This is a genomic window from uncultured Stenotrophomonas sp. (genome assembly GCF_963519925.1).
GTDB lineage: Bacteria > Pseudomonadota > Gammaproteobacteria > Xanthomonadales > Xanthomonadaceae > Stenotrophomonas > Stenotrophomonas maltophilia_AE.
Map to the genome: position 1 here is coordinate 39493 of NZ_CAUQPH010000012.1, position 17065 is coordinate 56557.

The 17065-nt window shown below is 67.5% G+C and carries 15 protein-coding genes and 1 pseudogene; 9 read left to right on the forward strand and 7 right to left on the reverse strand.

What is annotated here, in order from left to right; all coding sequences use genetic code 11:
• The first annotated feature begins 416 nt into the window (after window positions 1–416).
• From RWO33_RS04285 to RWO33_RS04295, 3 genes are all read left to right on the forward strand, one after another.
• Window positions 417–920 carry a PadR family transcriptional regulator gene (locus tag RWO33_RS04285; RefSeq protein WP_314102459.1) on the forward strand — a complete coding sequence of 168 codons (504 nt, stop codon included), beginning with the start codon at window positions 417–419 and terminating at the stop codon, window positions 918–920.
• Between the two features lie 94 nt (window positions 921–1014).
• Window positions 1015–1809, forward strand: coding sequence for a siderophore-interacting protein (locus tag RWO33_RS04290; protein WP_314102461.1), 795 nt, complete (start codon window positions 1015–1017; stop codon window positions 1807–1809).
• A 442-nt stretch (window positions 1810–2251) separates the two neighbouring features.
• Window positions 2252–2668 (forward strand): hypothetical protein, encoded by a 417-nt coding sequence (locus tag RWO33_RS04295; RefSeq protein ID WP_314102463.1) that lies wholly within the window; start codon window positions 2252–2254, stop codon window positions 2666–2668.
• Between the two features lie 197 nt (window positions 2669–2865).
• Here the strand turns inward: RWO33_RS04295 and RWO33_RS04300 are convergent, their stop codons facing one another.
• Entirely contained in the window at window positions 2866–3573 is a 708-nt protein-coding gene (locus RWO33_RS04300; protein ID WP_314102465.1) for a YceI family protein, read from the reverse strand.
• 160 nt (window positions 3574–3733) lie between these two features.
• On the reverse strand, window positions 3734–4324 hold the full coding sequence (locus tag RWO33_RS04305; RefSeq protein WP_145481281.1) for a malonic semialdehyde reductase: 591 nt from the start codon (window positions 4322–4324) through the stop codon (window positions 3734–3736).
• A gap of 125 nt (window positions 4325–4449) precedes the next feature.
• Between RWO33_RS04305 and RWO33_RS04310 the strand changes: the two genes are divergently transcribed.
• From RWO33_RS04310 to RWO33_RS04330, 5 genes are all read left to right on the forward strand, one after another.
• A complete protein-coding gene (locus RWO33_RS04310) occupies window positions 4450–5421 on the forward strand; it encodes a mitochondrial fission ELM1 family protein (RefSeq protein WP_314102468.1) in 972 nt (323 codons plus the stop codon).
• A 74-nt stretch (window positions 5422–5495) separates the two neighbouring features.
• Window positions 5496–5708, forward strand: coding sequence for a hypothetical protein (locus tag RWO33_RS04315; RefSeq protein WP_314102470.1), 213 nt, complete (start codon window positions 5496–5498; stop codon window positions 5706–5708).
• Window positions 5709–5894: 186 nt separating this feature from the next.
• Window positions 5895–6746 carry a DUF2145 domain-containing protein gene (locus tag RWO33_RS04320; protein WP_314102493.1) on the forward strand — a complete coding sequence of 284 codons (852 nt, stop codon included), beginning with the start codon at window positions 5895–5897 and terminating at the stop codon, window positions 6744–6746.
• A 55-nt stretch (window positions 6747–6801) separates the two neighbouring features.
• A complete protein-coding gene (locus RWO33_RS04325; protein WP_314102472.1) occupies window positions 6802–7326 on the forward strand; it encodes a hypothetical protein in 525 nt (174 codons plus the stop codon).
• A gap of 257 nt (window positions 7327–7583) precedes the next feature.
• Complete coding sequence (locus RWO33_RS04330; RefSeq protein ID WP_145481274.1) at window positions 7584–8138, forward strand: queuosine precursor transporter; 555 nt, start codon at window positions 7584–7586, stop codon at window positions 8136–8138.
• A 376-nt stretch (window positions 8139–8514) separates the two neighbouring features.
• Here the strand turns inward: RWO33_RS04330 and glnE are convergent, their stop codons facing one another.
• Window positions 8515–11373 (reverse strand): bifunctional [glutamate--ammonia ligase]-adenylyl-L-tyrosine phosphorylase/[glutamate--ammonia-ligase] adenylyltransferase, encoded by a 2859-nt coding sequence (gene glnE / locus RWO33_RS04335; RefSeq protein ID WP_314102474.1) that lies wholly within the window; start codon window positions 11371–11373, stop codon window positions 8515–8517.
• A gap of 521 nt (window positions 11374–11894) precedes the next feature.
• Between glnE and RWO33_RS04340 the strand changes: the two genes are divergently transcribed.
• A complete protein-coding gene (locus tag RWO33_RS04340; protein ID WP_314102476.1) occupies window positions 11895–13409 on the forward strand; it encodes an acetyl-CoA hydrolase/transferase family protein in 1515 nt (504 codons plus the stop codon).
• A 257-nt stretch (window positions 13410–13666) separates the two neighbouring features.
• On the opposite strand, the gene RWO33_RS04345 is transcribed toward RWO33_RS04340, so the two are convergent.
• The 4 genes and pseudogenes from RWO33_RS04345 to RWO33_RS04360 all read right to left on the reverse strand — a co-directional run.
• Window positions 13667–15031: a VOC family protein gene (locus tag RWO33_RS04345; RefSeq protein ID WP_314102478.1), complete on the reverse strand. Its 1365-nt coding sequence runs from the start codon at window positions 15029–15031 to the stop codon at window positions 13667–13669.
• A gap of 301 nt (window positions 15032–15332) precedes the next feature.
• Window positions 15333–15887, reverse strand: a complete 555-nt coding sequence (locus RWO33_RS04350; protein WP_314102480.1) for a hypothetical protein — start codon at window positions 15885–15887, stop codon at window positions 15333–15335.
• A 4-nt stretch (window positions 15888–15891) separates the two neighbouring features.
• On the reverse strand, window positions 15892–16656 hold the full coding sequence (locus tag RWO33_RS04355) for an HAD family hydrolase (protein WP_314102482.1): 765 nt from the start codon (window positions 16654–16656) through the stop codon (window positions 15892–15894).
• Between the two features lie 182 nt (window positions 16657–16838).
• Window positions 16839–17065, reverse strand: a pseudogene (locus RWO33_RS04360) (EF-hand domain-containing protein); the annotation flags it as partial.

Genomic DNA, 17065 nt, shown 5'->3' on the forward strand with positions numbered 1-17065 from the left:
CACGCGCGCGACTGTTTTTGATTTCTAGCCGCAAAGTGTAGCGCACCAATGGGTTTGCTTACTTCGCTACGGGTGCGTATGGAAGGGGTGGCGTTGTGTCTTGGGGACAGAGAGCGACAGTGTGGGGAGGTGTTTGTTCGGTTCCACGGGCGGCTTCAGGTTGATGCGGGGCCGGTTTTAAGGGCGCCGCGTTGGCTAGCGTTGTCATTGAATGGCCTGGCACCAGCGGAGTGTTCCACCTGGGAGACGTACCGTTGTGGTGGACAACCGGGCGTAGAGCCACGCCCTGCGTGGCTGCACGCAGACCATCCAGAGCTCACCGGTTTGCTGAACGATTGCGCAGCCACGCAGGGCGTGGCTCTACACGGGTGGTCGATTTCGATATATCTTTTGTCCACTTCATTCGATATATCGAAATGACCCCCTCGCGTGATCTGGATGGGCCTGCCCGTCCGCTTACCTCCCGCCCGCTCAGCCGGGGCGACCTGCGCTTGCTGGTGCTTTCGCTGCTGGCGGCGCAGCCGCGCCATGGCTATGAGCTGATCCAGTGCATCAGCGAGATGTTCGTGCGGGTGTATACGCCCAGTGCGGGTGCGATCTACCCGGTACTGGGGCAGTTCGAGGCCGCGGGCTGGGTGACGGCGCTGGAAGAGGCCGGGCGCAAGCGCTACCAGCTCACGGCGCTGGGCCAGGCCGAGCTGGCGGCGCAGCGCGCGGAGGTGGACGCGGCGATGCAGCGGGTGCGGCACAGCGCGCGCATGATCGCCAAGGCCAACCTGCCGCCGGTGGTGCGCGATGCGCTGCGTGAGCTGAAACAGGCGCTGGGCCTGCACCACGCGCATTGGCAGGACGATAACGCGGCGGCGGTTGCCCAGGCGCTGGGCGAGGCCGCTGCGCGGATCCGCGCGCTCGGGCGCTGATTTTTCCCCTATTCCTTTCGACCCCGCCCGCTTCGCGCCAGCCAGGTCTTTCCCCCATACGCCGCTGCGGCGGCATTGAAACAGGTACATCGCCATGGCTTTGCATGAAAACAAACTGGTGCGCCACACCGTGAAGTTCCGCCCACTGGAGGTGCTGCGCACCGAGGAGATCAGCCCTTGCATGCGCCGGGTGATCGTGGGCGGGGAGGCGCTGGAGGGCTTCGATTCGCCTTCGCCGGATGACCACGTGAAGCTGTTCTTCCCGAATGAGGAAGGCCAGTTCGTGGTGCCGACGATGACGCCGGAAGGCCCGCGGTATCCGGAGGGCCAACTGCCCTCCCCTGCGCGCGATTACACGCCGCGCTGGTGGGACCTGGAGAGCAACGAGCTGGCCATCGACTTCGTGATGCACGGCGACGGGGTGGCGTCGCGCTGGGCGGCCAATGCGCAGCCGGGGCATGCGATTGCGGTGGGTGGGCCGCGTGGGTCGCACATTACGGCGGATGATTTCGATACGTATGTGCTGTTTGGCGATGAGACGGCGCTGCCGGCGATCGGGCGGTGGTTGGAGACGCTGCCGGAGCAGGCGCGGGCGGAGGTGTATATCGAGATTCCGGAGGCGGAGGATCGCCAGGCGCTGCCTGAGGATGAGCGGATCCGGGTGTCGTGGTTGGAGCGCAATGGGTTTGATGCGGCCAACAGTACGTTGCTGGAGGATGTGTTGACGGATTTCGAGGAGCCCGAGGGCGATACGTTCTACTGGATTGCCGCGGAGTCGCGCCGGGCGCGGATGATGCGCAAGTACATCGAGGGGCACCTGGGGGTACCGAAGGAGTGGATCCGCTCGAAGGGGTATTGGAAGGCGCATGCGGGGCATGAGGGGGATTGAAGCGCGCGCCACCGGGGTGGGCGCACGACCAACGGTCGTGCGCTACCGCCGGTGGGTCGGTACCGCCGGAACGTCACCCGGTAGCGCCGGCCGTTGGCCGGCCGTGGGAACCCCGACGAAGGGCAGCCCAGCCGGCGGAGCTGTGGTTTCGGTGTTTGGAACGGTGGGACACTGCGTGGGCCGGCCAACGGCCGGCGCTACCGGGTGGCGTTCCGGCCCCGGGTGGGTTCCGGCGCCGGGTGGGTTCCGGCCCCGGTGGGTTCCGGCCCCGGGTGCGTTCCGTCCCCGGTGGGTTCCGGCCCCGGTGGGTTCCGGCCCTGTGTGGTCGGGCGGCGCACCCCGTGCCCTGCAAACGCTCCGTTGTCCGCACACCCCGGTAGGTCACGACCGTTGGTCGTGACCCGCCCCATGCGACAATCGCGTTTTGCCCGGCCCACTTTCGATGCAAGCAGTTTCTCTTCCGGCCCTGGCCGACCTGATCGCGCGCCTGGAGCGCGCTGATCCCGCGCTGGATGCCGCGCTGGCCACTGCCGCGCCGCAGGCCACGGTGCCGATGCGCGAGGCGGTATTGCCGCTGGCACGGGCGCAGCTGGCGCTGGTGCAGGCCAATGCGGATATCACGCTGGTGGCCGATGAGCTGCGCCGTTACCAGAAGTATGCGCTGCCGGGGAAGCCGAGCCTGCAGATCGTGCAGCTGCGCAAGCAGCAGGGTGCGGTGAAGCAGACGGCGTTGATTGCGCGGCAGAATTTCGCGCAGGCTACGCATGTGTTTTTGCGGGAGAGCGGGTTGACTGCGCCTGCGCGGCGGTTGCCTACGGATTTTGCTACCGGGTGGTTGGTGAAGATCGCCGCGGTGTGACGCTGTGGGGGCTGGGACGGTGGTTGTTTCGGTACAGGTCATGCGTTACCGGACGTTGTGCCGTTACGTGCGGTCGTTTGGGAACCGACCCTACCAATGCAGCCCCCGTCCGGTGCGGAGTTCCGTTATCCCGTCGCCGCCGCACAAACAAAAATCCCGCCTTTCGGCGGGATTTTTGCGTTCAACATCGTTACCGCTTAGGCAGCCGGCTTTTCGCCGGTGGCTTCGGTGGTGATGCGGATGTTCACTTCGTCGCTCACGTTCGGGGCGTAGGCGCCCACGCCGAAGTCGCTGCGCTTGATGGTGGTGGTGGCGTCGAAACCAGCCGCCGGCACCTTGGCCATCGGGTGCTCGCCGCCGCCGTTGACGGTCACGTCCAGGGTCACCGGCTTGGTGATGTCCTTGATGGTCAGGTCGCCGGTAACCTTCAGCTTGTTGGTGCCGGCAGCTTCCACCTTGGTGCTCTTGAAGGTGGCGGCCGGGAACTTGGCGGCGTCGAAGAAGTCGGCGCTGCGCAGGTGTTCGTCGAACTTGGCGGTGAAGCTGTTCAGGCCGGTCAGCGGCAGCTTCACTTCCACGGTGCTCTTGGTCACGTCGGCGGCGTCATACACCAGGGTGCCTTCGGCCGAGCCGAAGTGAGCGGTCGGGTGCGAGAAGCCGAAGTGGCTCCACTGGGCCAGCACGTCGGTGTGGCTCGGGTCGAGCTTGTAGGTGCCCGAGGCGATCTGGATGGCGTCGGCAGCCGGGGCGGCGGCCGGGGCAGCAGCCGGTTCGGCCGGTGCGGTGGCGGCAGCGGCCGGGGTGGCGTCGGCGGCCGGGGCGGCGGTTTCTTCAGCCGGCTTGGAGCAGGCGGCGATGGCCAGGGTCAGGGCCAACGGCAGCAGCAGTTTGCGGGTCACGATCATGGCAGGTCTCTCTCTCGAATGGGAAGGGAACACAGGAAGGGGTGCAACAGCCCGTCCGCAGGGACAGGCCAATGGTACCGGCCAGCGGGGTGCATACCCTTCGGGCCGTCACTGCGCGACGTCGAGAACGGCGCCAGGCCGTTCTCTCCGGCGGAAACGCTTAGGCGATGCGGGCCGCTTCGTCGAAGGACAGGCGAGGCAGGCGCGGGAACAGGCCCGAAGAATCACCGTAACCCAGATTGACCAGGAAATTCGACTTGATGGTGGTGCCCTTGAAGAAGGCTTCGTCGACCTTGGCCGGGTCGAAACCGCTCATCGGGCCGGCGTCCAGGCCCAGCGCGCGCGCGGCCAGGATCAGGTAGGCGCCCTGCAGGCTGCCGTTGCGGAACGCCGATTCGTGGCGGCCTTCGCGCGGGCCGTCGAACCAGGCCTTGGCGTCGGTGTGCGGGAACAGGTACGGCAGCTTTTCGTGGAAGTCTTCGTCGAAGCCGATGATCACGGTGACCGGCGCGGCCAGGGTCTTGTCGTGGTTGCCTTCGGACAGCGCGGGGGCCAGCTTGGCCTTGGCTTCGGCGGACTTCACGAACACGAAGCGCGCCGGGCTGCCGTTGGCGGCGGTGGGGCCCCACTTCAGCAGGTCGTACAGCGCCTTGAGCTGGTCGTCTTCCACCGGCTTGTCGAGGAAGGCGTTCTGGGTACGGGCGGTACGGAACAACTGGTCGAGCGCAGCATCGTTGAGCACGTTGGACATGAAGCCTCCGGTAGAAAGGGAATCCTGTTCACCGTGCGCTACCTTAAGGGCAGCGGCGGCCGGCGAAGGCTCGCAGTGTAGAGTGTCGCGACTGTTGCAACACCCAGCCTTATTGAAACGAATTAATGCCACACGTGAAACGATGGAGTCCGCCCTGGACGATCACTGACGGTCGCGCCGGCAATGTCCGGCAGGCGGTGGCGCTGGCCACGGCACTGAAGCTGGGGGTGCATCGGCCGCTGGTGTTGTTGCCGCGCGCGCCGTGGAAGTGGGCGGCGCCGCGCTGGCTGCCGGGCATGGCCGGGGGCTATGGCGAGGCATTCGCGTCATTGACTGCGCAACCGCCGCAGCTGGCGGTGGGCTGTGGACGCCAGGCGGCCGGGGCGCTGCGCGAACTGCGCCGGCGTGGCAGCAAGGTGGTGCAGATCCTGGACCCGCGGCTGGGCACGCGCCATTGGGACCTGCTGGTGGTGCCCGAGCACGACCGCCTGCGCGGCGGCAATGTGCTCACCCTGCTCGGCAGCTTGAACCCGGTGGACGATGACTGGCTTGCGGTGGGCCGTGCGGCGTTTGCCGGTTTCGGCGAGCTGCCGGGGCCGCGTACGGCGCTGCTGGTAGGTGGGCCGACCCCGCACGCGCCGTGGCACGAGCCGGACATGGTGAAGGTGTTCCAGCAGCTGGCCGAGCAGCTGCGCGCGGAGGGCGGCAGCCTGCTGGCCACCACGTCGCGGCGCACGCCGCCGGCGCTGGTGGGGGTGCTGCGCAGTGCTTTCGCCGATGTGCCGCATGTGATCTGGGGCGATGGCGGCGACGGGGTGAACCCGTACGCGGGGCTGCTGGGCTGGGCCGACCGGGTGGTGGTATCGCCCGATTCGGTGAACCTGCTCTCCGAAGCCTGCGGCACGCGCCTGCCGGTGGCGGTGGCACTGGAACAGCAGGCGCAGGGGCGCATGGTGCAGTTCCAGCAGGCGCTGCGCGCGCGTGGGCGCTTGCAGGAACGCTGGCTGGACTGGAGTTGCGTGGGCCCGATTGAACCGTTGCGCGAAACCGGGCGCGTTGCTGCGCAGGTGCGCGAGGCGTTGGGTATCCGCGCTTGACCGCGGTGCGTGCGTGGCTGTCGATGCGGCGACGATGCGGTAGATTCGAGGTTCACCAGGGACGGAGGACGCGCATGCGTAGTGCGGTGTTGGGATTGATTGTCGTGTTGATGGCGGGGTGTTCCAGCATGCCCACCGGGCAGGACGCGGTGTCGTGGAGCTGCCACAAGGAGCTCACTGCGTATCGCAACCAGCCGCCGCGCACGGACGCGCAGAAGAAGGAGCGCTGGCCGGAGGATCCGCCCGTACCGGTGAGTGAGCCCTGTGCGCGGGAGTTGAGCCGGTGAACGGGGGATGATGCTGGTGTGGTCTGGGTCTGCGATGACACCCGTGGGGTGTCACTACCCGCCGTTGCCGCACCCCGGTAGCGCCGACCGTTGGTCGGCAGACAGCCTGGTACGGCTATGATGCCCGCGCGGCCCCGTACCGCTGGAGACTGACCTGCAATGGACCTGCCCTGCCCCGCACCGCCCATGAAGCGCATCGCGCTGCCCGCACTGCTGTGCGCGGTTCTTTGGCTGGCTGTCCCCGCCGCGCAGGCACAGTCGCAACAGCCCGAGTGCATGGAGCGCCACCCCACCCCGGCCGCGCTGGCATCGATGTTCGATGTTGCGCAGCGCGCCGATGAAGCCCTGGAAGCCCTGGACGACGTCGATGTGGTGATCATCGCGCGCGGCGGCCAGGACCTGAGCCGGTACGGCCTGCGCCACAGCCATCTGGCCTTAGCGGTGCGCGAGGACGACGGCAGCTGGCGCACGGTGCATCTGCTCAACCGCTGCAAGTCATCCGAATCCACGCTGTTCCGCGAGGGGCTGAGCAACTTCATCGGCGAAACCGGCACGCATACCGACCTGCGCGTGGGCGTGCTGACGCCGGCCGTGCGCGCGGCGTTGAAGGCGATGCTGACGCCGCCCGCGATCCAGGCCAAGGCACTGCACGAACCGCGTTACAGCGTGGTGGCCTATCCCTTCAGCGATGAATACCAGAACTCCAACCAGTGGGTGCTGGAGGTGCTGGCGGCGGCGATCGCACAGTCGCGCGATGGCACGTTGCTGGTGCGACGCGCGCAGGTGCAGACGTGGTTGAAGGAGCAGATGTACCAGCCCAGTTCGTTGCATATCGGCGTGGGCAAGCGGTTGGGCGCGCGGTTCTTCTCGGCCAATGCGGCCACTACCGACCACCCGGCCAGCGAGCGCGTTTCCGGGAATTATTCGGTGGTAACGGTGGAATCGGTGTTTGATTTCCTGCAGAAGCGCGGGGCGCTGGCGCAGGAGCTGAGCGTGGCGCATGTGCCGGTGGCGGGGATGGCGGCACCGAAGCCGTGACTCATTTTTGCGATGCCGGCATGTTGCTGGTACCGCCTTTGCAGAAGGAGTTGGCATGAAGCGTTATTCGATCCTGGCCGTGGCATTGAGCGTGGCCATTGCCGCACCGCAGGCCGGTGCGCAGCACTTCACCCCGAGCCAGCAGTCGGTGAGCTATGCGGCGCTCAGTGCTTACGTGAGCATCGCCGTGGTTACCGCGCCGATCTGGCTGACGGCGGCGGGGTTTAAGGGGTCGGCGAAGGGTTCGGAGCGGCGCAGCGCGGCCAAGGGGAAGGGGACTGGCACCGCTGGCACGAAGGCCGGTCCGCTGCCGCCGCTTACCGTGGAGAAGGTGGAGCGGCAGGCTGATGGTGCGTACCAGGTGGCATTGAAGAACCCGGAGGCACCTGCCGACCTGGCTGTGGTGCAGTGGCCTGCGCGGGATGACAGTCCGGCACAGGCGCTGAAGGCCGGCGATGTGTTGGCCTTCACGCCCACCGAGGCCGGTGCCGGGTGGATGGTGGCCGATGCGCAGGGCACGGCGCTGGCGTTTTTGCCGACGGCGGATGCGGCGGCGAGTAGTTCCAGCGAGCGATGGTAGGAGAGCAGCCACGCAGGGCGTGGCTCTACGGGGGTTCATTGCGTCGGGGCGGCCCGTGAGATGGATCGTTGCGTCGAGCCGGTTGGTGGGGTGGATCGTTGCGTCGGGCCGATCGGTGAGGTGGATCGCCTTGGCCGGGCCGATTGATGAGATGAATCATTAGATTGGGCCGAATCGTCAGGTGAAGAGCGCGGGGTGGCTGCGGGGGCGCGGAGCGGGGATAATCCGCGGCTTCCCTGCCCTGCCCCTGGTACGCCATGACTGCGCGCCCTGACATCGTGTTCGCTCCGTTGACCCCGCGCTCGCTGCTGCTGGCGGTGCTGGCCATGGGCGCAGTGGTGCTGGGCTCGAACGTGCTGGTGCAGTACCCGATCAACGACTGGCTGACCTGGGGCGCCTTCAGCTACCCGGTGGCGTTCCTGGTGAGCAATCTGATCAACCGCCGGTTTGGTCCCGCGGCGGCACGCAGGGTGGCATGGGCCGGGTTTGCGTTGGCGGTGGTGTTGTCGATCTGGATCGCCACACCGCGCATTGCGGTGGCCTCGTGCCTGGCGTTCATTGCGGCGCAGCTGCTGGATATCACCGTGTTTGATCGCTTGCGGCGCGGGCATTGGTGGCGCGCGCCGATGGTGGCGACCACGTGCAGTGCGACGTTGGATACGACGATCTTCTGGAGCATTGCGTTTGCCGGCTCCAGCCTGCCGTGGGTGAGCTGGGCAGCGGGCGACCTGGCGGTGAAGCTGGCCATCGGCGTGTTCCTGCTGGCACCGTTCCGCGCGTTGCTGTGGAAGATGGCGCCGCGTACGGCGTGATGGGTGCAGGCACGTAATGATGGACTGCCGGTAGGGTCGCATCCCTGTCGACCGCCGTTACGTTTTCCGCGTTCGGTTGTGGCATGAACATCGTCGGGGAGGGCGTTTGCTTTGGTCCGGGGTCATGCGTTACCGAATGTTGTACCGCTATCGGCGGTCGTTTGGGAACCGACCCTACCGAGAGGCATTTCCGCACGGCTTGATGGGTCCAAGCACGTTGCGATGGAGTACCGGTAGGGTCGCATCCCTGTCGACGATGTGCATGGATGCACGAGTGGCGCGGCCGCAGGATGCGGAGGAGCGCCCCGCCGTTACGTTTTCCGCGATCGGTTGTGGCATGAACATCGTTGGGGACGGCGTTTGTTTTGGTCCAAGGTCATGCGTTACCGAATGTTGAACCGCTATCGGCGGTCGTTTGGGAACCGACCCTACCGAACGGCAGTTCGGCTGCTTCGCAGGCTGCGGTGATGACGCGCTGCGCTTCTTCCAGGGCGGGCGTTGGCACCGCCAAGCGCGGTCTCCTGTCCAGCGTGCACGCCAATCCCACGTCCAGCAACGCGGCGTGCGCTTCGTGCAGCGCCTCGCGGGTGCCGCCCGGCAGCCAGGCGATGCTGGCGAGCTGGTCGATCAGGCTCGGGGTGTCGCGCGGCTCCACCACCTGCGGGTGGCTGGCGGCGCTGTCGAGCACGCCGGTCTGCAACAGGAACTCGAGGTCCACGATGCCGCCGGCGCCCTGCTTCAGGTCCCAGCGCGCGGCGTCGCTGCGGTCCAGTTCGGTGCGCATGCGGCCGCGCATCTTGATGACGTCGGCGAACAGCACGTCGCGTTCGCGCGATTTGGCCAGGGTGGTGGCGCGGATCCGTTCGAAGTCGGCCAGCAGGCTGGCGTCGCCGGCAATCCCGCGCGCGCGCACCAACGCCTGGTGTTCCCAGGTCCAGGCGCGCTCGCGCTGGTATTCGGTGTAGCTGGCCAGCGAGGACACCAGCGACCCCTTGCCGCCGTCCGGGCGCAGGCGCACGTCGATGTCGTACAGGCGTCCGGCGGCGGTGACCGCGCCGAGCAGCGCCATCACCTTCTGCGCCAGCCTCGCGTACCAGCGGCCCGGATCCAGCGGGCGCGCGCCGTTGCTGCTGTCCTGGTCGGCCGGGTGGTCGTGCAGGAACACCAGGTCCAGGTCCGATCCGAAGCCCAGCTCCAGACCGCCCAGGCTGCCGTAGCCGATGATCGCGAATCGCCCACCGGGCACTTCGCCGTGCGCGCGGCGCATGTCCGCATCCGCCATCGCCAGCGCGGTGACCACCACCGCTTGCGCAAGCTGGGCAAGCTGGCGGGTGCTGTCCACGGCGCGCTGGCGGCCGTCCAGCGTGGCCAGGGCCATGCGGAAGCTCAGCGCGAGGCGGGTTTCATTGAGCAGGCGAAGCGCGGCTTCCGGGTCGTCCACGGCCAGGGCGGCATCGCACTCGGCCTGCATCGCGGCGGCGTCGGGCATGGGGCCGGAGACGCGCACGTCGAGCAGTTCGTCCAGCAGCAACGGGTAGGCGGCGATGCGTTCGGCCAGCAGTGCGCTGCGCGCGAGCACGTCGACCAGCCGCGACAGCGCGCTGGGTTGTTCGTCGAGCAGCGCCAGATAGCTGGTGCGGCGCAGGATGGCCTGCAGCAGGCCGAGCACGCGCTTGAGCGCGGCGTCGGGCTGCGGCGAACGGGTGGCGGCGTGCAGCAGGGCGGGCAGCACGCGGTCGAGGCGTGCGCGGGCGGTGTCGCTGAGCGATTTCACGCCCAGTGACTGGGCGAAGTCGCGCAGGGACTGGTCGGCACCGTTGGGATCGTGGAAGCCGGCGTTGGCCAGTACTTCGGCATCGCCCCGGTCGGGCATGCCGCGCCAGTAGTTGGCCAGCGCATCCGGGGCAGCCTGCCCGGCACGCGGCGCGAGCAGCGCGGCAAATTCGGTGCTGACCCGTTCGCGCTGCACATCCAGCGCGGCCAGCAGCGCGTCCCAGTCGGCGTAGCCGAGCCCGCAGGCGATGCGCAGGCGGTCGGTGGGGTCGGCGGGCAGCGCGTGGGTCTGGGCGTCGCGCAGCATCTGCAACCGGTTTTCCAGCTGGCGCAGGAAGCCGTAGGCGTGCAGCAGGTCGTCGCCGTCCTGTGCGGCCATCTGCCCGCAGGCGACCAGCGCCGGCAGCGCGTGCAGCAGGCGGCGCTCGCGCAGGCTGGCTTCGCGGCCACCGCGGATGAGCTGCAGGGCCTGCGCGAGGAACTCGATTTCGCGGATGCCGCCGGGGCCGCGCTTGATGTCGTCGAACATGTCGCGGCGCGAGACTTCGGCGGTGATCGCGGCCTTCATTTCGCGCAGGCCGTCGAGCGCGGTGAAGTCGAGGTAGCGGCGGTAGACGAAGGGGCGCAGGGACTGCAGCCAGGCTTCGCCGGCGGCGATGTCACCGGCCACGGCGCGCGCCTTGAGCCAGGCGTAGCGCTCCCAGTCGCGGCCTTCGCGCTGGAAGTACTGGTCCATGCCGGCGAAGGAGAGCGCGACGCGGCCAGCGCTGCCGAAGGGGCGCAGGCGCAGGTCGACGCGGTGGCTGAAGCCGTCCACGGTGGTGTCGTCGAGCAGGCGTGCGAGGCGCTGGCCGAGCCGGGCGAAGTATTCCTCGGCCGCGAGCGGGCGCGCGCCGTCGGATTCGCCGCCCTGCGGGTAGGCGTAGACCAGGTCGACGTCGGAACTGAAGTTGAGCTCGCCGCCGCCGAGCTTGCCCAGGCCGAATACCACCAGCTGCTGGGCGCTTCCGTCGGCGGCGCGGACCACGCCGTGGCGGGTGGCGAATTCCTGCTCCAGCGCGGCCAGCGCCAGGCCCAGGCATTCCTCGGCCAGGCGGGTGGCCCCGGCGAGGGTGGCGGGCACGTCGTCCAGGCCTTCCAGGTCGCGCCAGATCAGGCGCGTGGAACAGGCGGTGCGGTAGCGGCGCAGGCGCACCGGCCAGTCCGCCGGCTGCTGCGGATCGAGTTCCGGGAGCGGCAGCGGCGGGCAGTCGTTTTGGGTTAATTGCGACAAAAGTGCGGGCTGTCGGCACAGCGTGTCGATGGCGAAGTCGCTGGTGATGGCCAGCAGGCGGAGCTGGGCGAGGACCGGTTCCGGGGGCGGCCAGGATCCTGAGTCGTTCAGGCTGAGCGCAAGACGGGCGAGCGCGCGGTCGACCAGGGGGACGAGGGCGGCGGGGACGGCATCGGCAGGAATCGGCATGAAGCGATTATGCACGGGGCCGCGCGCGGCCCCCGAATGGCACGGACACGGTGCGGTAGGGTCGGTTCCCAAACGACCGCCGATAACGGGTCAACGCGCGGTAACGCATGACCGTTGGTGAACGTAAAGGCCTTCCCCGCCCAAGGTCATGCCCCATCGAACGCGGGTGATCCAACGGCGGTCGATTGGGATGCGACCCTACCAAGGCACCGCCGTCCGACCGGCATGGCGCAGTGCCCTTCAGTGAATTGGGCATCTGCCGAATTCCAGACATAAAAAAGCCCGCTTGCAGCGAACTGCCAGCGGGCTCTGCTCCCTCCCCCACGTCGGGATGCAGGGCGATCTTCTAGGCTCCGCGAACAAGTTGCACGCTGCACTGCAAAACAATACTGGCGGGTACAGATGCGCTCATTTAACTGAATAGGAGCTCATATACCCGGAGAGCGCCATTCCACCTTGGTCGCACCCGGCACGGGGGTGGTATGGCGGATAATGAATATCCCCCACAAAACGTAGTCGTCATGTCCGTTGATCGCATTGCCGACGCGCGCCTGCGCGCTCGCGTTGTATCTGCCGAAGCCGCCGCCGCGCTGATCCAGCCGGGTGAAACGGTGGCCATGAGTGGTTTCACCGGTTCGGGCTACCCCAAGGCGGTACCGGTGGCGCTGGCGCAGCGCATCGAGGCGTTCCACGCCGACCACCTGCCCTTCCAGATCAGCCTGATGACCGGTGCCTCGACCGCGCCGGAACTGGATGGCGCGCTGGCCAAGGCCGATGGTATCGCCATGCGCATGCCGTTCCAGAGCGACCCGGACGCGCGCAACCGCATCAACGCCGGCCTGCTGGATTACATCGACATCCACCTCAGCCACGTCGCGCAGCATGTGGGGTTCGGGTTCTATGGCGAGATCGATACGGCGGTGATCGAAGTTTCCGCGATCCGCGAAGATGGTTCGCTGGTGCCCTCCACCTCGGTGGGCAACAACAAGACCTGGCTGGACCTAGCCAAGAAGGTGATCGTCGAGGTCAACGAATGGCAGCCGGCCGGTGTGGACGGCATGCACGACATCTACTACGGCACCGCGCTGCCGCCGCATCGCAAGCCGATTCCGCTGATCCACGGCAACGACCGCATCGGCGAAACCGCGCTGCACTGCGACCCGGACAAGATCGTGGCGGTGGTGCGCACCAACGGACCCGACCGCAACAGCCCGTTCAGCCCGATCGACCAGACCAGCGAGCAGATTGCCGCATACCTGATCGAGTTCCTGAAACACGAAGTGGCGCGCGGCCGCCTGCCGGCCAACCTGCTGCCGCTGCAGAGCGGCGTGGGCAACATTCCCAACGCGGTGCTGGCGGGGCTGGGAAAGAGCGGCTTCCGTGACCTGAGCGCGTTCACCGAGGTGATCCAGGACGGCATGCTGGACCTGCTGCGCGACGGGGTGCTGAGCTACGCCTCGTGCACCGGGTTCGCGCTGAGCCCGCAGGCCAATGAGACGTTCAAGGAGCACATCGATTTCTACCGCGAGCGCATCATCATGCGCACGCAGGAGATTTCCAACCATCCGGAACTGGTGCGCCGCCTGGGCTGCATCGGCATGAACGGGATGATCGAGGTGGATCTGTACGGCAACGTCAATTCCACCCACGTGATGGGCACGCGGATCATGAATGGAATTGGCGGGTCGGGCGATTTCGCGCGCAACGGGTTCCTGTCGGCGTTCCTCAGCCCGTCCACGGCGAAGAACGGCACCATTTCCGCGATCGTGCCGATGGTGAGCCATGTGGACCACACCGAGCACGATGTGTCGGTGATCGTGACCGAACAGGGGTTGGCGGATCTGCGTGGGCTGCCGCCGCGCAAGCGCGCGCGTGCGGTGATTGATAACTGCGCGCACCCGGAGTTCCGCGACCAGTTGAACGATTATTTCGAGCGGGCGAGCCGGGACAGCTACGGCAAGCACACCCCGCACCTGTTGCCGGAAGCGTTGTCGTGGCACCAGCGGTGGTTGGAGACGGGCACGATGAAGATCTGATGGAATGCATGAGAACGCCGGGAATTCCCGGCGTTTTTTGTTCGCAGCGCGCGTTGGAACGACATTGAACGCATGAGGCCATGTACCGACCAACGGTCGGTACCTACCGGGGGTGGCGCGTTGATGCCATGTACCGACCAACGGTCGGTACCCACCGGGGGTGGCGCGTTGATGCCATGTACCGACCAACGGTCGGTACCTACCGGGTTGGTGCAATCCGGTAGGCCACGACCGTTGGTCGTGGCGCATGCGCGCCATCACCTGCGCAGGCTGTCCAGCGATTCCTGCTGCAGGCGCTCGTAGATGGCGAACTCGTCTTCCACCTTCTTGCCCAATGCCTGCTCGAAGGCATCGCGGTTGGCGTGCGCGGCGTAGGCGCGCTGCTCTTCCCCGCCCAGGTTGGACTGGAAAATACCCGCGGCACTGACCGGCAGGAAATCTTCGTAGACGATCGGGTCGGCACTGGCCAGGCCTGCGGCCACCAGCGCTTCGGCGGGTAGGTCACCCACGGCCGACGGATCGGCGCGACCGGCGTCGGTGAGGGCGTAGCGGTAGTAGCCCAGCCCTTCGCGGCGCAGGGTGTCGTGGTCGTCGGGGAAGGCAGTGAACGCCGCGGCCAGGCGCGTTGCATAGTCCTGGCCGGTACTGCCGGCACCGCCGGCGTCGCGCGCCTGGGCCAGCAGCTGGTCATACAGCGCGCGGCCCTTCGGGGTGAGCGCCAGGCCACGCTGTTCGATCTCGCCGAAGCGCGCGGTGTGCGTGCCGGCATCGCCGCCCTCGCCGCGTGGGAAGTTCACGGTTTCTTCCAGCGCCTTGAAGCTGGTCTGGCGCAGCAGGATCGGACAGCGGCGCGGCGGTGGGCCTTCGACCACGGCCTTGGCATCGATGCCACGGGCGAGCATGCCGGCCTGGGCGGCGTCGATGTCCAGCGTGCGCGGGGTGAGGTGGTTGATGTGCGGACCGCGGAAGCTGACCACGTCTGCCACCAGCCGGTGCGCGTTGCTCAGCGCGTTGTAGGTGGCCAGCGAGACGGTGGCATCGCTGTGCCAGCGGAAGGTTTCCAACGCGGCCAGCACGAAGCGGCGCGCGTCGGTTGCATCGAGGCCACCGTCGCGTTCGGCCTGTGCGATCAGCGCCAGCGCGTCGTCGGTGAAGATGCGGCGGCGTGCGAGGATGCGTGCGGCTTCGCCGCGCAGCGCTTGGTCTTCGATCAGTTCCAGTCGCAGCAGCGAAGTGAACACGCGGAACGGATTGGCGGCCAGCGCTGAGGCGGTACGCGGGCGGAAGGCGGTGGAGTGCACCGGCACGCCGGCCACGGAGAGGTCGTAATAGCCGATCGGGTACATCCCCATCACCGCGAACAGGCGGCCCAGGGTGGCGAGCTCGTCGGCGGTGCCGACGCGGATGGCGCCGTGGCGTTCCTGGGCCAGGCGGGCGCGCTCGTCATTGCGCTCGAGCTGCTCGGCCAGGGCCGGGTTGTCGGTGAGCACGGCATCGTTGATCTCGGCCACCAGGTCGACCAGGTTGCCGTAGAGCGGCACTTCGGTGCGGTACATGGTGGACATGGCCTGGGCGAACAGGCTGCGGATATCGTCGGGTGAAACGAAACGGTCGGCGCTCATTACGTACTCGGCAATGGAACACGAAGGGAAAAGCAGGCGCGTATTGTCGCGCAGCGGAGCGGAGGCGGCGAGGTGCAGAGCAGCATCAGGGCGGCACTCGGAACCGCCGCGGTAGGGTCGGTTCCCAAACGACCGCCGATGGCAGGCCAACGCCCGGTAACGCATGACCACGGGCACAAACAAAAGCCGTCCCCGCCGGAGGTCATGCCATCACCGAACGCGGGCACCCTATCGGCGGTCGTTTGGGAACCGACCCTACCGCACCCCGATCAGCCCTCTGCGTGCATTACCGCGCCTTGCGTCAGCGGTCGCGTATGGTGGCAGCTTCCGTGGCCGCACCGTCGCGCTTGGCGCGGTCGCCCAGCTGGGCTTTCAGGGTGGCGTCCAGCGTCACCGGGCGGTCCCAATGGTCGTGGCTGGCGACGATGGCGTGGCGCAGGGCGCGCCAGTGCAGGTTGGTCGGGGTGACAGGCATGTCGGCGACGACGTCGCCCCAGCGCTTGGGCTGCCCTTCTTCCGGGACCGCCTGCGACCACGCTTTGACGCTGTCGCGGCAGGATCGTTCGGTCACCTTGCTCCAGAAACAGGCAAAGTAGATGTCGCCGGCCTGCCAGCCGTGGGTCTGGAACAGCGCGGCGATGTAGCCGCGCGAGACCCCGGCATAGCGGGCGACCTCGTCGAGGAAACTGTCCGGGTAGCGCTCGGCATAGCGGTTGATGTCCTGCAGCTGGGCGTCCACCCAGCTGTCGCCGGTGTCCACCTGGTAGGCATCGGACTCGGCGGCGGTCTGCTGCGCGGCCGCCTGCAACGGCAGCCACAGCAGCAATGCCACCAGCAGCGCGCGCAGGACCTTCATCGGCTCAACCGCCCGCCGCCTTGGCTTCGATGGCGCGCAGGGCCTGCGGCCAGTCGAAGGCGGTAGCCGCTTCGACCATGCGCGGCTCGTCGGCGGCCACGCCATGCTGGGTCTCGTGCGCCCAGGTCACTGCGTACGGGGTGTGGATGCCCCAGCCGCCGAGCGTGACCACCGGTTCGATGTCCGAGCGCAGCGAGTTGCCGACCATGACGAAACGCTCCATCGGCAGGTCGAATTCCTCCAGGACGCGGGCGTAGGTTTCCGGGTCCTTCTCGGACACGATCTCGATGCGCGGGAACAGGTCGCGCAGGTTGGCGACCTTGATCTTGGCTTCCTGGTGGAACAGGTCACCCTTGGTGATCAGTACCACCGGGTAGTCGCGGGCGATCTCGGCCACCGATTCGCGTACGCCGTCGATCAGTTCGACCGGATGGCGCAGGGTCTCATGGCCGATGTCCAGGATCAGCTGCAGGTCGCGGGCGGCGATCTTCTGTTCGGTAATTTCGATGGCGGCTTCCAGCATCGACAGGGTCATGCCCTTGACGCCATAGCCGAACACGCCGAGGTTGCGCTGCTGCACATCGAGCAGGTGCCGCGCGGTGGCGGTGTCATGCACGTCGATGTAACGCGCCAGGATGTTGAGGTATTCCAGCTCGGCCTTGCGGTAATAGTCCTCGCTCTTCCACAGCGTGTCGTCACCGTCAAAACCGACCAGACCGATGGCGCCGTGGGTGTTGGCAGGGAGGTCATCATCGGGGAAGGATAACAAGGCGGAAAGAAGGAAGGGCGGCCGAGGCCGCCCTTCCTGACCGTTCACCGTTGTCCAGCGGTTTCAGGGGTGCTGCTGGGTTGTGGGCTCCGGATGGGGTGTGCCGACTAACAGTCGGCACTACCGGCAGCGCTACCGTCGGCGCTGCGGGCGGGCGCCATGAACGGCGCCCGCCCGATGCGTCAGCGGCCCGGGGCGGCGTTGCCGCCGGCGGCTGCGCCCTGCTGGGCGGCTACGTAGGCTTTGTATTCGTCCGGGGTGAGCTTGCCGTCCTTGTTGCTGTCGGCCTGGTCGAACACCTGGGCGAGGCCGGCGTTCACGGATGCCTCGGACTTGCTGATGGCGCCGTCGCCGTCGGTGTCGACGCTGGCCCAGGTCTGGCCACCGCCGCCGCCGGACTGCGCGGAGG

What these genes read in the sequence shown, in the direction of transcription:
- RWO33_RS04290 (WP_314102461.1), top strand. Translation starts at nt 1,015, where the DNA reads ATGGCTTTGCATGAAAACAAACTGGTGCGCCACACCGTGAAGTTCCGC.
- RWO33_RS04300 (WP_314102465.1), bottom strand. Translation starts at nt 3,573, where the DNA reads ATGATCGTGACCCGCAAACTGCTGCTGCCGTTGGCCCTGACCCTGGCC.
- RWO33_RS04305 (WP_145481281.1), bottom strand. Translation starts at nt 4,324, where the DNA reads ATGTCCAACGTGCTCAACGATGCTGCGCTCGACCAGTTGTTCCGTACC.
- RWO33_RS04320 (WP_314102493.1), top strand. Translation starts at nt 5,895, where the DNA reads ATGAAGCGCATCGCGCTGCCCGCACTGCTGTGCGCGGTTCTTTGGCTG.
- RWO33_RS04285 (WP_314102459.1), top strand. Translation starts at nt 417, where the DNA reads ATGACCCCCTCGCGTGATCTGGATGGGCCTGCCCGTCCGCTTACCTCC.
- RWO33_RS04310 (WP_314102468.1), top strand. Translation starts at nt 4,450, where the DNA reads ATGCCACACGTGAAACGATGGAGTCCGCCCTGGACGATCACTGACGGT.
- RWO33_RS04325 (WP_314102472.1), top strand. Translation starts at nt 6,802, where the DNA reads ATGAAGCGTTATTCGATCCTGGCCGTGGCATTGAGCGTGGCCATTGCC.
- RWO33_RS04330 (WP_145481274.1), top strand. Translation starts at nt 7,584, where the DNA reads ATGACTGCGCGCCCTGACATCGTGTTCGCTCCGTTGACCCCGCGCTCG.
- RWO33_RS04315 (WP_314102470.1), top strand. Translation starts at nt 5,496, where the DNA reads ATGCGTAGTGCGGTGTTGGGATTGATTGTCGTGTTGATGGCGGGGTGT.
- RWO33_RS04350 (WP_314102480.1), bottom strand. Translation starts at nt 15,887, where the DNA reads ATGAAGGTCCTGCGCGCGCTGCTGGTGGCATTGCTGCTGTGGCTGCCG.
- RWO33_RS04345 (WP_314102478.1), bottom strand. Translation starts at nt 15,031, where the DNA reads ATGAGCGCCGACCGTTTCGTTTCACCCGACGATATCCGCAGCCTGTTC.
- RWO33_RS04295 (WP_314102463.1), top strand. Translation starts at nt 2,252, where the DNA reads ATGCAAGCAGTTTCTCTTCCGGCCCTGGCCGACCTGATCGCGCGCCTG.
- RWO33_RS04340 (WP_314102476.1), top strand. Translation starts at nt 11,895, where the DNA reads ATGTCCGTTGATCGCATTGCCGACGCGCGCCTGCGCGCTCGCGTTGTA.
- glnE (WP_314102474.1), bottom strand. Translation starts at nt 11,373, where the DNA reads ATGCCGATTCCTGCCGATGCCGTCCCCGCCGCCCTCGTCCCCCTGGTC.